Origin of the sequence: Coleofasciculus sp. H7-2, assembly GCF_042747725.1 — a bacterium.
Lineage (GTDB): Bacteria > Cyanobacteriota > Cyanobacteriia > Cyanobacteriales > FACHB-T130 > FACHB-T130.
On record NZ_JBHZGO010000086.1, the window covers coordinates 92,139 to 106,641 of the forward strand.

General features: G+C 46.8%; 15 protein-coding genes. 6 read left to right on the forward strand and 9 right to left on the reverse strand.

Features of this window, described 5'->3' with window-relative positions:
- Positions 1 to 10 precede the first annotated feature (10 nt).
- From crtW to ACFW2W_RS17795, 3 genes are all read right to left on the reverse strand, one after another.
- Positions 11 to 787 carry a beta-carotene ketolase CrtW gene (gene crtW, locus ACFW2W_RS17785; protein ID WP_378180924.1) on the reverse strand — a complete coding sequence of 259 codons (777 nt, stop codon included), beginning with the start codon at positions 785 to 787 and terminating at the stop codon, positions 11 to 13.
- 207 nt (positions 788 to 994) lie between these two features.
- Positions 995 to 1,216 (reverse strand): hypothetical protein, encoded by a 222-nt coding sequence (locus tag ACFW2W_RS17790; RefSeq protein ID WP_378180927.1) that lies wholly within the window; start codon positions 1,214 to 1,216, stop codon positions 995 to 997.
- Positions 1,153 to 1,356, reverse strand: coding sequence for a chlorophyll a/b-binding protein (locus ACFW2W_RS17795; RefSeq protein ID WP_378180930.1), 204 nt, complete (start codon positions 1,354 to 1,356; stop codon positions 1,153 to 1,155). Before ACFW2W_RS17795 ends, ACFW2W_RS17790 begins: the two co-directional genes overlap by 64 nt.
- A 267-nt stretch (positions 1,357 to 1,623) precedes the next feature.
- Here ACFW2W_RS17795 and ACFW2W_RS17800 point away from each other — a divergent pair, with 267 nt between their 5' ends.
- On the forward strand, positions 1,624 to 2,445 hold the full coding sequence (locus ACFW2W_RS17800; protein ID WP_378180932.1) for an SDR family NAD(P)-dependent oxidoreductase: 822 nt from the start codon (positions 1,624 to 1,626) through the stop codon (positions 2,443 to 2,445).
- A 366-nt stretch (positions 2,446 to 2,811) separates the two neighbouring features.
- Here ACFW2W_RS17800 and ACFW2W_RS17805 read toward each other — a convergent pair whose 3' ends face one another.
- Positions 2,812 to 5,412, reverse strand: a complete 2,601-nt coding sequence (locus ACFW2W_RS17805; protein WP_378180935.1) for a CHAT domain-containing protein — start codon at positions 5,410 to 5,412, stop codon at positions 2,812 to 2,814.
- A gap of 93 nt (positions 5,413 to 5,505) precedes the next feature.
- Between ACFW2W_RS17805 and ACFW2W_RS17810 the strand changes: the two genes are divergently transcribed.
- Positions 5,506 to 5,724: a hypothetical protein gene (locus ACFW2W_RS17810; protein WP_378180938.1), complete on the forward strand. Its 219-nt coding sequence runs from the start codon at positions 5,506 to 5,508 to the stop codon at positions 5,722 to 5,724.
- Positions 5,725 to 6,359: 635 nt separating this feature from the next.
- Here the strand turns inward: ACFW2W_RS17810 and ilvC are convergent.
- Both ilvC and ACFW2W_RS17820 read right to left on the reverse strand, forming a co-directional pair.
- Positions 6,360 to 7,355 (reverse strand): ketol-acid reductoisomerase, encoded by a 996-nt coding sequence (ilvC, locus tag ACFW2W_RS17815; protein ID WP_378180941.1) that lies wholly within the window; start codon positions 7,353 to 7,355, stop codon positions 6,360 to 6,362.
- A 168-nt stretch (positions 7,356 to 7,523) separates the two neighbouring features.
- Positions 7,524 to 8,252, reverse strand: a complete 729-nt coding sequence (locus ACFW2W_RS17820) for a DUF3891 family protein (protein ID WP_378180944.1) — start codon at positions 8,250 to 8,252, stop codon at positions 7,524 to 7,526.
- 382 nt (positions 8,253 to 8,634) lie between these two features.
- Between ACFW2W_RS17820 and ACFW2W_RS17825 the strand changes: the two genes are divergently transcribed.
- The 3 genes from ACFW2W_RS17825 to ACFW2W_RS17835 all read left to right on the forward strand — a co-directional run bounded on the left by ACFW2W_RS17825 (position 8,635) and on the right by ACFW2W_RS17835 (position 12,380).
- A complete protein-coding gene (locus ACFW2W_RS17825; protein WP_378180947.1) occupies positions 8,635 to 9,579 on the forward strand; it encodes a DUF4349 domain-containing protein in 945 nt (314 codons plus the stop codon).
- Positions 9,580 to 9,758: 179 nt separating this feature from the next.
- Positions 9,759 to 11,300, forward strand: coding sequence for a SagB/ThcOx family dehydrogenase (locus ACFW2W_RS17830; protein WP_378181049.1), 1,542 nt, complete (start codon positions 9,759 to 9,761; stop codon positions 11,298 to 11,300).
- A 138-nt stretch (positions 11,301 to 11,438) separates the two neighbouring features.
- Positions 11,439 to 12,380 carry a ribonuclease III domain-containing protein gene (locus ACFW2W_RS17835; RefSeq protein WP_378180950.1) on the forward strand — a complete coding sequence of 314 codons (942 nt, stop codon included), beginning with the start codon at positions 11,439 to 11,441 and terminating at the stop codon, positions 12,378 to 12,380.
- 6 nt (positions 12,381 to 12,386) lie between these two features.
- Here the strand turns inward: ACFW2W_RS17835 and ACFW2W_RS17840 are convergent, their stop codons facing one another.
- The gene (locus ACFW2W_RS17840; RefSeq protein WP_378180953.1) at positions 12,387 to 12,719 is read right to left on the reverse strand and encodes an alkaline phosphatase D family protein; all 333 of its coding nucleotides are present in this window, start codon (positions 12,717 to 12,719) and stop codon (positions 12,387 to 12,389) included.
- Positions 12,716 to 13,060, reverse strand: a complete 345-nt coding sequence (locus ACFW2W_RS17845; protein WP_378180955.1) for a hypothetical protein — start codon at positions 13,058 to 13,060, stop codon at positions 12,716 to 12,718. The genes ACFW2W_RS17840 and ACFW2W_RS17845 overlap by 4 nt, the downstream gene beginning before the upstream one ends.
- 400 nt (positions 13,061 to 13,460) lie before the next feature.
- Here ACFW2W_RS17845 and ACFW2W_RS17850 point away from each other — a divergent pair, with 400 nt between their 5' ends.
- Positions 13,461 to 13,841, forward strand: a complete 381-nt coding sequence (locus ACFW2W_RS17850; protein ID WP_378180958.1) for a response regulator transcription factor — start codon at positions 13,461 to 13,463, stop codon at positions 13,839 to 13,841.
- Positions 13,842 to 13,865: 24 nt separating this feature from the next.
- On the opposite strand, the gene ACFW2W_RS17855 is transcribed toward ACFW2W_RS17850, so the two are convergent.
- Positions 13,866 to 14,459, reverse strand: coding sequence for a hypothetical protein (locus ACFW2W_RS17855; protein ID WP_378180961.1), 594 nt, complete (start codon positions 14,457 to 14,459; stop codon positions 13,866 to 13,868).
- Positions 14,460 to 14,503: the final 44 nt, after the last annotated feature.

Here is a 14,503-nt window from a genome sequence, read left to right on the forward strand (position 1 = left end):
GGTGATTTATCTAACTAGAAGCTGTCTGATTCATTCTGTAAGCTTCTGGTAGCTTCCACCAAGGAAGATGAGGATATTCGTGATGTTCCTCGTGGTAGCCAAAATGGTAACAGGTGATAAAAGACCAGAAAACAGGGAGAGCATTTGTTTGGGCGCGATGAGGATCTTTATAACCCTCTTGTGGCTCTCGATGAGGCAGAAAGGTACCAAAAAAGAATAATTGCACCGAACTCAAAATTGAAGGAATCACCCAAAATAAAGTCAAATTTATTTCTGGGATAGGCAGAGTGAAAGCAATCAGGTTATAGAAAGCCATTAAAGCAAACAAGCGTTTCCAGCTCCAATAACCTTTCATAAAGTGAAAGTACCAGGCAAAAAAGTTTTTATGCTGACTATTATGAAAATCAGGATCGAGTTTGCTTGCTGGGTGCTGGTGGTGTACCCCATGCTTTTTTAATAACTCGTCAAAAGAAAAGAATCCATACAACAATAATACGAATGAACCTATCAAGTTATTAATCTTACGGTTTTGAGGAAATACCACTCCATGCATTGCATCATGGGCGGTAATGAATAATCCTGTATAAAGAAACATTTGCCAAATGATGGCGGGGATTCTCCACACAGTAGGAATTTGCGACCAATCAAGGGAAAGTAAGAAAAGCAGACTGCTTGCCCAGATGCCAATAATAGCAAAAGCAATTACAAGTCCGATAATTGGATTTTCACTTCTTTCTATTCGCGGAAGTTTCGCTTGTTGCACAGGTGCGCGTTCGAGCTGGATCATGCTTGTATAAATGTGTAGTTTTCCTTTCAAGCAAAAATTTAGGAGAGAATAGCGATCGCGCTTAGTTTACACGATACTCATCCTTCAAAAAATATCGAAAAAATATCGCTCTAGTGCAAGTCCCTCTGGGAAGAAAACTCTGTTGATGCTCGGTGGTCTGGATGAGATAGCGCTTCCTTTTTGTTAAATACTGTAAAAATAATATAACTATTGTAAAGGATTGCTGGTACTGCGATCCGAACCAGAGAGGTTTTTCCGCTGCCCTGACTGCACATCAGTGGCAGCATCTGGATACTTGAGCGTCCGGCTGACAGATGTAGTATTTGTCTGCAACTGCCAGCCAGACGAGTCTTGCAGGTCAATAATTAGCGGGTATAGGAAATCAGGTGCAGCACGTCCCGGACAACGCTGTAGCCTGCCAGATCCCAAAGTACATAAGCTAAAAAGCCGATCATCGCCAAGCGCCCGTTCCATAGCTCAGCTTGGGGATTCCAGCCAAACAGAAAGGCATTGCGGTCTTTGCCATTGTACGCGCTAGCAACAGGAGGTAAATCAGTAGGGCTTTGCATCGTTTACATTCCTTAACAAATTGATTACGCATTCATCCTAGCTACCCAGCCAGTCACCGCTCTCTGCCTATAGTCCCAAACTGCATTTAATTCTCAAGGAAGATGAAAGGGGTTTTGGGCAAAGTAATCTATATCACAAAGTTAATCAAGATTTAGGTGAGCAGAATTACAGCAGTTTTTATCAAAAACTCTGACGAAAGCTAGAGGATTTCCCCATTTTTGTTGAACAAACTTAGAGAGCAAAGCAATATTATTTAAACTAACTCTATGGCTTCCACGGTACTAATTACGGGTGCTTCTCAGGGCATCGGCAAAGCAACCGCCCTCTTGTTTGCCCAGAAAGGATACGATCTTGTGATGGCAGCGCGTCAGGCTGACCGTTTGGAAGCGGCGGCACAGGAAGTGCGATCGCTCGGTCGAAAAGCCCTAGCTGTTCCCACTGATGTCACAGATCCGGAGCAAGTGAAAACCCTCGTTCACAAGGCGCTGGAAGAATATGGCACTATCGATGTGCTGATCAATAATGCAGGTTGCTATATATCGGGGCCAGCAGAGTCGTTCTCCCTAGACGATTGGCACCAAGTTATAGACCTCAACCTTTGGGGATATATTCATACAATTCACGCCCTATTACCTCATTTTATTGAGCGGAAGCGGGGCACGATTGTTAATCTGAGTTCCATCGGCGGCAAAGTACCCGTTCCTTATCTCGTGCCTTACAATACCAGCAAGTTTGCTGTGACAGGATTGACCGAAGCGCTGCACTCGGAACTCGCACCCAAAGGCATTCATGTTTGTGGGATTTACCCGAACTTAATCAAGAGTAGTTTGATGGAACGGGCAATCTTTCGAGGTAAGGATGCAGAAGATGCCCAAGCGCGTCGAGATCAGCTCAATCAGGTGCTGAGTACCCCGGTGGTGGAGAAGCCGGAGGATGTGGCAAAGGCAATTTGGGAGGCGGTGAAGCATCAGCGATCTGAGGTGTTGGTCGGTTCCGCAAAGCTATCGAAGGCATCTTATAGTATGTTTCCCGGCTTTATGCAGTGGGTGTTTCGGAAAACCTTCCAGCTCAAAGACAAGGAAGCTTAGCGATATCGCCCGTCCATTCAGCAATCTCGGAAGACCCGAACCAACCCAATACAATTCGGTTAGTCAAAAGGCGCAAGAATTTTCGCTGCGTAGAGACGCGATTAATCGCGTCTCTACAATCTATCTTGATTTAAGGAATCATCTTATCCGAACCGTATTGCTCCCCAACCCTCCCCGCAACGCTACCGTGTACACGGTAGCCGCAACGGGGAGGGAGCCTGATTTTCTTGTTCCTAGGCTGTATTAAAATCGAGGCAAATTTTTATCATTACAGGACTTACGCAACAGCATCACATCTGCCACCGCAACCACAGAGGGATTGAACCGACAAGAACGCTATATGTATAAACTTTGCGTAAGTCCTGATTATTTGGGTTCCCCAATTAGCGTGAATGCTGCCCAGTCTTTGGGATTGGGATTTTGTTGCTTGATTTTGAGCATGGCTTGGCGCAAGGCATCGGCTTTATCGTTGTTCTGCTTCAGCTGCTTGTAAAATTCACTCATCAACGCACCCGTGGGAGCATCTGGCGCAGACCACAAAGGCACGATTGCAGTAGGAACGCCAGCTGCCATCAAAGCAGTGGATAGACCAATAACGCCATCGCCAGTCGTTTTACCCTTCCCATTTTCAACGGCAGTGAAAACGACTAATTCGGGGCGGAGGTGTTGCCCTTTGGGTTGGGCGAAAGATTCCAAAATTTCAGCAGAAGTGAGTAAGCCATTATCTGAGCCACCCGGAGCCAGCGCGATCGCACCGGGTACACCTTGGCGCTTCACATCATCCAGAATCGCATAAGTTCCTAGATGAACGCTCTTAGCTTTCCGCATCTGTTCCAAAACCGCCGCCTTTGTTGCTTGATTGCCAATTAGCAGGGATTTTGTCTTGAGAAAGTCGGCGATTTCTAGGGCTTGCTGTTCTGCATTTGCCAGCGGCGGTAACGCCTTCGGTGCCTGTCCCAGTGCTGGTGCAATTCGCGGCATCACGGGATTTCCGACCACCAGACGATTGCCCCCAGAAGTTTTTCCTCGTTGCTCTTTGGTTAAAGCAAGTGCCTGAATTGCAGGTGCTGTCAGGATGGTATGTTTATCGATCAGGTAGTTGCCATAAACATCCACTAAAGCCGCAAACGGAATCCGAAACATTTCTTTTTGTGGAATAAAGATAACACGGGCGTTTGGGTCTTCTGGCAATAAATCAGCAATCGGTTTAATTAATAGTTGATGCAGTTGCAGCAACGGTTTTGGCTGAATGATTGGCGCGATCGCCTGTGAGGAAGAATTTGCATTTCCGATTGGCGCTTGTTCTGAACTTCCTCTCTTGTTCGGAGGATTCGCAGGCGCTGACAATCCGAGAGATTCAGGAATCTTGGAAATTACATTTTCGATTGAAGAGACAGGGAAAATTGTATTTTGGGCGCTGAGTTCGATGCGCCGAAATGTAACTTCCCCGCTAGGCGGAATCACCCAAACATAAAGTCCTTCATCGGGAATAATCGAATATTCAACGAGTGTGGCTTTTTCCTGCTGGGCGATTTTTTTAATTTCTTCAATGGTGGGGAAAGTCAGTTTCTTCGGTGCAGGTTTTAAACCCGATCCGACGGGTTCGGTAGCTAACCGCAACCGCAGTAAATCGACAATCGACCTGATCCGCCCTTGTTCAGCCATTTCTAAGGCGGCAATCGGCTGTTTTTGAGCAACTAAAACTTGTTGCAAGCGCTGATACGTCGTTGCTTGCGCGTCCAAATAGCGATTGGTGCTGCCTAAGTTGGCGCGAATGGCGTCCCAAGTTTTAACTGAATTGAGAAGGGTTTCTTTCGCTTCTTCTGGTTTACCTGATTTTAGAAGCGCGAATGCCAAATTATTCAGCGCCGTCCCTTCTGCCAAGCGATCGCCTGTTTTTCTTGCCGCCGCCAGCGGTTCCTGATACAGCGCGATCGCTTGCTCAAATTGCCCCGCATTTTGGTAAGCTTTTGCCAAATTATTCAGGGCAATTAATTGCAAAGCAGCATCGCCAGCTTTTTGAGCGATCGCAACTTGTTGTCTTCTGACTTCAATCGCTTCTGGATATTGCCCCTGTGCCTCATAAGCTTCAGCAATACTGTTAAGAAAATAACCTTCTTCCGTGGCGTTGCCGCTTTTCCTAGCAATCAGCTGCTGCTGCTGATAAAAGTCAATAGCTTGGGGGTATTGTCCGATGGTGCGATAAGCTTCTGCCAGGTTATTTAGAGAATCCAGCACTGCATTTGGATTGCGGCTGTCTCGTGCCGTCGCTAACTGTTCTTTGTAAAGTGCGATCGCTTCTGGATATTCTCTCTCTGATTCGTGAGTGATTCCCACATTGCCTAAAAAAGCAGCTTCTCGTTTGGGATTGCCGATTTCTTTTCTCAGTTTTTCCGCTGAATCGTGAAAATCTTTCGCTTGTTTTTCATCCCCCAGATAGAAGTAAGCATTGCCCAAATTATCCAGCACCTTAGCCGTACCCGGTTGATCGCCGATGGCTTGCAGAATGTCTAAGGTCTGGTAGTAGAATGCAAGCGATCTCAAATATTGCCCTAAAGTGAAGTAAGTTTCGCCAATATTTAACAGAACATTCGCTTCACCCGTGCGCGAACCGATCTCCTGGTAGAGTCTGAGTGACCTTTGCAAAGACTTTAATGCTTCTTGAAATTGTCCCGTTTGATGCTGCCGAATTCCTAGTTGCAGCAGTTTATCTGCGTTGAATTCGCTAGCGCTTTGCCTGTCAGATGTCTGGGATCGATGATCAATTGTGACTGGATCTGGTTTAACAACCTGTTTCGTTATGGATGCTTTATCAGGATGGGCGGTCAAACTTGCCCTTACACCACTGATAAAATCCTCATCTCCTTGCGGCTGGGGATTTTTCAGGGCATCTTCTAGTTCCGGTGCTGCTGATAAGGGGGGTAATAAATAGAAAGGCGCGAATAAAGGCAAGACAGCAGTCGCCAAAAACAGATAAAACTTTCCCTTTTTACTGTTTAACTTTTCCAGTTTTTGAGGGAACAATAGAAGAAAATAGCTTAGGAAAATTTTCATACGATCGTGGATAAAAAGACAGTTACGCCATTGGTGATTATTTTAGCTTTAATGTTTATTGGTTTTGGCGATCGCGTTCTGCCCAAACCCTTAAGTACAGCTAGTTTCAACACCCGAACCGCTTTGAATAATTCTTTCCTGGGATTATTTCCCACCAAGAAACCCAGAAATGTTTACGAGCGAACCGAGAAAGCCATTGAACAAGAGGAAAAAGGAAGAAAATAGTCAATTGGTAATGGGTTAGGGGAGAATGTTCATTTCCATTATCCATTACCGATGACTGGCAATTCTGAGCGCGTTTATAAAGAAAAATGAAAGTTGTCGAAAAGTGGTTTTTTTTCTTTACATAAAACTTTACACATACCCTCTAGGTTCACTACCGAATAGTTGTAGGTTGGGTTGAGGAACGAAACCCAACACGCATAAGCATTTGTTGGGTTTCGTTCCTCAACCCAACCTACGCAGATTTTGGATTTTTAACTCTAAATGAACCGGATTACTATCTAAGTAGGAATACTTATCGGCTACAGCTGTAATTGTTGGATATACCCCCAACCCCCTTACAAAGGGGGCTTAGAAAACTAAGTCAGGACTTACGCAACTTGCGCGACATCTGAGGGCAACCACAGGGGGATTGAACCGACAAGAACGCTATATGTATAAGCTTTGCGTAAGTCCTGAAGTTTTTGCTCTTGTCCCCCCTTTTTAAGGGGGGTTAGGGGGGGATCTGACGTGTTAGCTCAAAACTTTAACTAAAAAGTATTCATTGGAATAAACATCAAATTCCAATCAACTAAAAACCCGCTTTCTTTAAAGAAAACGGGTTTTCAACTATCCAGATTTTTTTCGTATCTAACCGCTTACACTTTCTTCAACCAGCTAAACATTGCCCGTAAATCTTTGCCAACTTCCTCAATAGGATGTTCGGCTTCCTGACGCCGCATAGCTGTAAATCCGGCTTTTCCAGATTGATTTTCTAACACAAATTCCCGTGCAAATTGACCCGATTGAATTTCTTGGAGAATTTTCCGCATCTCAGCGCGGGTTTGGTCGGTGACAATCCGAGGACCACGGGTATAATCGCCATACTCAGCGGTATTAGAGATGCTGTCGCGCATTTTGGCTAAACCGCCTTCCACAACCAAGTCAACAATCAGTTTGACTTCATGGAGACATTCAAAATAAGCCAATTCCGGCTGATAGCCAGCAGCAACAAGCGTTTCAAAACCAGCTTTAATCAGCGCACTTAAGCCGCCGCAAAGCACAACTTGTTCGCCAAACAAATCGGTTTCAGTTTCTTCCCGGAAAGTGGTTTCTAAGATCCCGGCACGAGTACCGCCGATACCTTTAGCGTAAGCCATCGCGCGATCGCGTGCTTGTCCAGTGGCATCTTGATACACCGCAAATAAACAAGGCACACCTTCACCCTGTTCGTAAGTGCGTCGCACCAAATGTCCTGGCCCCTTTGGTGCTACCATCACCACATCTACATTCTCAGGCGGGACAACCTGACCAAAGTGAATATTGAAACCGTGTGCAAAGGCTAACACTTTTCCTTCGGTTAAGTGAGGCGCAATTTCATTGGTATAAACTGTTTTTTGTGCCTCATCAGGCAGCAGAATCATAATGAAATCAGCCGCTTTGGCAGCGTCAGCCACCGTGTGGACAGCTAACCCAGCTTCTTTCGCTTTTTGGGCCGACTTACTACCCGGATACAGCCCGACAATGACGTTCATGCCACTATCTTTGAGATTGAGGGCGTGGGCGTGACCTTGAGAGCCATAGCCGATGATAGCAATGGTTTTTCCGCTTAATAAATCTAAGTTAGCATCGTTGTCATAATACATCCGAGCCATAGGGGCAACTCCTTGGAGCAAGCATCTTGAGTAGTGCAAACTCTTAATTCTATCAAACTAAGTCAAGATAACCCTACGCTTAGAAAATTGGTAATGGGTAATTGTTAGTAGTCGTGAGTCCTTGGTTTGTTGCGACTGACTAATCACCGATTACCCATTACCCATCCGTCAAGACTTAACTAACGTCCACTCTAAAATGTCGATCGGTGCTTCTTGAAGCGCTTGCGTGAGTTCCTCGTTTGAGTCGAATTTCACTTGTCTGAGGTAGGACGCTTCCACATTCACCGTAAACTTTTCCTCTTCAAAAGGCCAAGGTTTCACGGTGAGATTACCATCGCTACGCTGCACCACATCATAGCGCTTTCCGTCTGGCCCATTGCTAATTTCCAAAGCCCGCTCACCAGCAGGCAACTCGTGGTTGCAGAGGATGAGTGAGAAGCGATCGCACCATTGCATATATGCATAAGCTTTCTCGGCTTCCTTTTGGGTAATCTTCAACCCCTTAATCCATTGCTTTTGATGCTCTTTTTGCTCATCCAGAAATTTGTCCAATTCCGGCGACTCTCCACGTTTCCCTTCATTGAGAAAGCTGGTATGCATCGAAATCAACAAAGCTACCCAGCGTCCTCGGTAGCGGGAATTCTGCGTCAGTGCAGCCAGCTTTTTGAGGTCAGTTTTCTTGTCAAGGGTAAAGTCCAGCGGTGCCCCCGCTTCTGTAAGGTGGTTTCCTTCCCACTCCCGTTCTAAGTCGTCGTGATGGGAAATCGCCGCCACAGTCTCGATCAAGCGTTCTGGGCGATCTTTCTGGTGCCAGTGTCCCGCTATTTGAGCAGCCAGCAAGGCATGGGCGCGATGATAAATTACTTCCCAACCATTTTCAATCAGGTTAGCAATCACGAAAAACAGTCCTTTTTTCCTGGAATTCCCGATCTAGTGTGAAGTAAATTAACAAAGCACGTATCTAGCTTAGGGAAGCCGTTAGATGCGATCGCTCTCGTCAGACACGAGGAAGTATATAGCAATTTTCAGTTGGATGCAGTACGAACTGACCTCTCCCCTAGCCCCTCTTTTGCTCTTGAAAGGGGAATTTTGCAGTTCCCCCTTCCCTCATAGGGAAGAAGGCTAGGGGGTTAGGTTCTGCCTTATTTGGTTCAAGTAAGAACCGCTATCGTCGCCATTTCCCATCGCCGCCGCACCCTTTGTTGCATAAACCGCAACAATCAGCGTGCCCCTTCTATGAGTGAGGCATACTGGCGATAACTAAATTGGGGGTTATGCAATGAACGGCTCAATTCATCCCACGCTTAAACCTTCTTTACTCTTGAGTGCCTTGCTGGGAGGCATCGTTTTAACCAGTTGTGCCTCTTCTTTTGAAAAAAACGCTCAACTGGCTCAACTCGATCGCGCAGCCCCAAATTCAGAGCCAATGGCAATTCCGGCAGCCGAAACCGAAGCAGTTAGCTCCCAAAACATTGCAAAACCTGCTGTGGCGAAGGCTCAGGTGCCGAGACAGCGCCCCCAATTGATCAAAAACGCCGAACTATCAGTGAGTGTCAACTCGATAGAAAAAAGTACTGAAATCGCCTCCAAAATTGTTAAACAACAGCAGGGCGACTTACTAAAATTCCAAGATCAAAAACCCAAAGACGACAACTCTCGCCACACCGCATCCATGCAAATTCGGGTTCCTCAAGAGCAGCTCGAAACCAGTCTCGATTTCTTAGCAAAACTGGGAACCGTACAGCGCCGCACCCTCACCGCTGAAGATGTCACCGATCAACTGGTGGATAACGAAGCCCGACTGCGGAACCTGCGGAAACAGGAAAGCACTTTACTTAAAATTATGGAACGCTCCGGCTCAGTCGGGGATGTCCTTAAAGTTGCCAACGAACTCAGCAACGTGCGGCAAAATATTGAACAGCTGGATGCACAACTGAAAAGCTTACGCAGTCGAGTCGCCTACTCTACCATCACGCTAACTTTGGAAGAAGCGATCGCAGGTATACCCCCAGAGCGACCTTTGGGTTCAGATGTTCGGGAAACCTGGAACCAAGCCACTCACTCCTTGGGCGAACTCACCACCAGCTTCATCCGGTTGGCGATTTGGTTAGCAGTCTTCAGCCCGTTTTTGTTTGTGTTAGTGGCTGTTCCCGTTGGCTATCACCGCTGGAAGCAGCAGCGGCGACCATCAGCTCAACCGTCCGAACCTCCGCACGCCGGTTAATCTACGGGTCTGTCAACGTTGATTTAAGGCATCGGGGCAAACCGCCATTCGCCCCTAAAGACCGTTAAAACATAATTAATCCACAACGACGCACATTTATTTGTACCTAACGGCACGACACGTTTGCTGCTGGGAATGGCAAGATGGAAGGCGAAGCAGAAGCGTTGCTAGACAGCTGTATGCCAGAATTGCGAGTGTCAATTGCTCAGCACTATCACGAGCGGACTAAATACGATCCCCAGACGCTCGCCTCTAAGAGCCAGGGGTTGGATTGGGAACGTCAACCAGTGCCTTTCAAGGACTACAAAATTGGCACATCCTATGACCTGAAGCCCTATTTAACAGAAATACCAGAGCCGTTAGTGGATGAGGGAGAAAAGACCCAATGGCGTCGCCTGTCGCGGCTGCTGTTTTGCAGCTATGGCTTGACTGCCAAAGTGGTGACAATGGGAAATCCGATGTATCTGAGGGCAGCACCCTCCGCCGGTGGATTGTACCCAGCGGAGATTTATTTGATTTCCCGTGGGACGCCGCTGTTGCCACCCGGACTGTATAACTATCAGCCTCAGAGCCATTCTTTAATTCATTTTTGGGAAAGTGATGCCTGGAAAGCGCTGCAAACAGCTTGTTTTTGGCATCCGGTGTTAGACAGTACCCAATTGTGCCTGATTACAACAGCCGTATTTTACCGTTCCGCTTGGCGCTATCAAGACCGAGCTTATCGGCGGATTTTTTTGGATACGGGGCATCTGTTGGGCAATATTGAGCTAGCGGGCACCCTCAATGACTACCGCCCTCACTTAATTGGGGGGTTTGTGGATCGGGCGGTGAATGAGTTACTTTACCTCGACCCAAAGGAGGAAGCGGTCATTTGCGCGATCGCTCTGGCAGACTTGCTGGATGTGAAACAAAACTTGCCCCTCAGTCCAACTGCATTGCCCTCTGCCACCCAGACTGACTATCCCAATATCCCCGATGGCGAATTACTCGGCTACTGCCACCAAGCGACGCAGATTGAGGAAAGCCAGCAGATAACCGGCAAGACACCCATCCCCCAAGATGTCCTCCAAGCGCCACCCCCCGATGATAAATACAACTTCCCCTTCTGTCTCAAGGTTTCAACCGTCACGACGCCAATTGATTGGGCAGCAAATCTGCACGACTTGGAAACAACCATTCTCAAGCGGCGCTCGACTCGTGCTTACACGGGTGACGATCTGACTTTAGAGGAACTGAAAGCTTTATTAGATTTCACCTACCAACCCCAGCACTACATCGACCAAGGTTTAGATAGCTCTCCAGACTATTTTGATTTAAATTTAATCGAAACCTTTATCGCCGTGTCTGGGGTAGAAGGACTGGAGGAAGGCTGCTACTATTACGCACCGAAAGCTCAGGAATTGCGGCAAATCCGCTTTAAAAATTTCCGCCAGGAATTGCACTATCTGTGCTTGGGGCAAGATTTGGGTAGAGATGCGGGGGCGGTGCTATTCCACACAGCGGATTTGAAAACAGCAGTGGCGCAGTATGGCGATCGCGTTTATCGTTATTTACACATGGATGCCGGTCATTTGGGGCAACGGCTGAATTTAGCCGCCATTCACCTCGGTTTAGGCGTCAGCGGCATCGGCGGCTTTTTTGATAACCAGGTGAATGAAGTCTTGGGTATTCCTGCTGATGAAGCAGTTGTGTACATCACCACCTTAGGACGTCCGAGATAAAGGCAAGTAAAAGGCAAAAGGCAAAAGAAAAAATACTTGTAAATTTTAAGATTGCCCATTGATTCTTTCAATCTCAAATCTAAAATTTCTTTTTCCTTTTGCCTTCGTTAACTAGGCATTTCATAGAGGAAAAAGAAGATGACATGGAACCCGGAAACGGTCGAAAATAAAATTGGCATCCGTTTCAAAGACAAGAACCTACTCCGCCTAGCTCTAACCCATAACTCCTTCGCTACTCAAATCGGCGAATCTGAGCAAGACAATCAGCGGCTAGAATTCCTCGGCAATGCCATTCTCAACTTTGTGGTTGCTGACTACCTGTACGAACGCTGCCCCTATCTAGAGGTCAGCAAATTCTCAGTTTTGCGAGACAAGCTAGTCGATGGAGAAAGACTTACCAAGCTTTGGTTCCAATTAGGGCTAGGAGAAGAACTGTTGCTGGGTTCGGGTGAAGACTGGAACCTGCTGCGCCAGAAGGTGAATAACCCCTTTAAAGATGCATTTGAGGCGTTGTTAGGCGCAATGTACCTCGATCGTCGCTTCTCGCAGACGCAGAAATGGCTCGTCAAGCACTTAATCGATCCGGTTCTGGAGCATCATCTTCAGAACTTGAAGGAGCGCAAGCAGCCTAATAAACAGTTAGAATTTTTGGGCAACGGGATCATCAACGCTGCTGTGTCCGATTACCTGTATCGCAAATTTCCCCAGATTCGTACAGGCATTCTCTCCACTTTGCGAAAGCAGCTGATCAACTCTCACAAATTAGCTGAATTGAAGTCTCATTTGAGGTCGGAAGACTCAATTTTATTGGGGCGAGAGTCGGAAAAAATTGGCAGTTTATCGTTCAAGGCAATATTAGGGGAAGTTTACAATTACCATGAGCGTAGCTTCTCTGATACGTGTAATTGGTTTAAGCGCTTTATCCAAGAAGATGAAGTTTTGATTCTGGCGATTCCAATACTTCTGGAAGACGGAAAACACAAGGAGTGGATTATCAAGAAAGTGATGGGATATGAAGGGCAGCGCTACAAAGAAGGCGTAGAACGATTTAATCAGCTGATGGAGCCGCAAGCTTCTTAAAAAGTGCTAGATACTGTTAGCGTAGCGGCGCTCTACTCGCGGACTGCGATAAATCCGCTCTGGATCGTTGGGATTGAAGCGCATAGGCGTATATTCTAGAAACGCTTGCTTCCCCCTAGCAGCCAGCAAATCGCAGCTTTTGACTACTTTATAGCGATCGTCATCAGCGAGTATCCGACCAGGAAACCAGTTGTTCCGGGTCTGGTGGTCATCCCACTGCACGAGAGTCGGCACTTGGGCATTGAAGCGACGCACGTTCTCGTCGAGCAAGTTGTAGACATAATTTCCGCGAAACTCCGCTAGGGTTTCGGCTACCTTTGACTTCTCTGGTGTGGTCAAGTTTTTCCAGATACGACCATCCCCCAATGCACCTCAGGGCGGCTGGTCCCACGACCCGCTGCACATTCCGGAATGACTCGGTATGTCGAATATTCCACAATCATGCGTCCAGGGCGATCGCAACGGCTCCACACGACGGCGCTGTTGCCTGTGATGTCGCCGCTAGCAACCCCAAACGGGATTTGCGGACGCATCTGATCCGATATCACAATAGCAGGGGCAGAGACTTGTGCTTTTCCAGATTTTGACAACAAATCTGCGGCAACGATCCCGCCTCCACTCAGGGCACAGCCAAGTAAGAACCGGCGACGGTTCAGCCGCTCTCGCAGTTTTCCTTCCATGAATTTAAAATTATTAGTTATAACCGATACATAGAGTTTTATAAAAATTGGAACGAAAAGATGGCTCTGTATGCTTACGTATAAGGATAGTGACCGAATTCTGCTTCTCCGTATTTAGACGGGTTTTTACATAATCTTTACAACTTTTCGGGAAAAAGTAGGACTAACTTTGAAGGTTGAGTAAAGATGCCCGTTGATCGAGAATAGGATTCCAGAGCGATCGCTTAAAATATAACGGAAAGAATCCGGAAAAATTACGTACATTTACGTAAACACTTTTTAGACTCATAAGCGAAAATGAGCGGAAGTAGATAAGTTTTATCTAACCAAAGGCAATTCGACTTGGGGTGCGCTCATTTTTTTCCCGCGAACATTTGAACCTCGTAAGTAGGTAGGAGTTATGACTACAGTTCTGGTGGTGGAAGACAGTCACACGCAACGGGAGATGATCTCACGCCTCCTCCAAGATAGTGGGCTGAGTGTTACTGTGGCTTGTGATGGTGTCGAAGCGCTGGAGCAAATGGAGGGCAATTGTCCGGATTTAGTGGTGCTAGATATTGTGCTGCCTCGGATGAATGGCTACGAAGTTTGCCGTAAAATTAGAGCCGACTCCAAAACCCAGAAGGTAGCTGTGGTGATGTGTTCAGCCAAACGGGAAGAATTCGATCGCTACTGGGGAATGAAGCAAGGCGCAGATGCCTATATTTCTAAACCCTTTGAACCCCACGAGCTAGTCGGAACCGTTAAACAATTGCTGCGAGAAACAACTGTGAGAAACTAGGTTCGGGATCGGGGTGAGCAATGCCTACTCTCCTTGCCCATAAGTGCGCTGATAAAGCCGCGATCGCACGCGGTTACCGATGATTTCATCTAAGCAAAGCCATCCCCATTCCGGCTTCAAGTGAGGGCGCTTGTTTGGGGTAATAATTATCATTGAATGGGCAATTAGACCTAGCTGGTAAACGACGATAGGCAAACGTGACTCTGGCAGCAAATGCATCGCAAAGCTGCACGCAATCAAACTATAATGCCGGTCGTTGAGAATTCCAGAGGCAATGTCCTCAAAAGTATAGGGTTCAGCTTCTTTACCCGTGCGATTTAAATAGGCGTTGTAGGTGTAGGGATCGATGCCATCAATGTTGGTACAGCCTAAACTTTGCAGCGCTAAAGTCACTTCGCCGCTGCCACAAGCTAAGTCTAATACTTTGTGAAAATCTAGCTGCCATTGACTGACTGCAAGTTGCAAAACTTTTTGAATGGCGGACTCTTGAGGATTTCGATATTCATCTCCAAATTGTTCGTAGAAACCTTGGACGCTATATTGTTCGTATCCTTTCCGAATGGCTTGACTCTGGTTAGGAGAACTGGATTTGCCTGAGTTTTGCTTTTGCTTGTGCATAATATCAAATTGTCTGTATCGTCATTACACCCTCAGCCTGAATG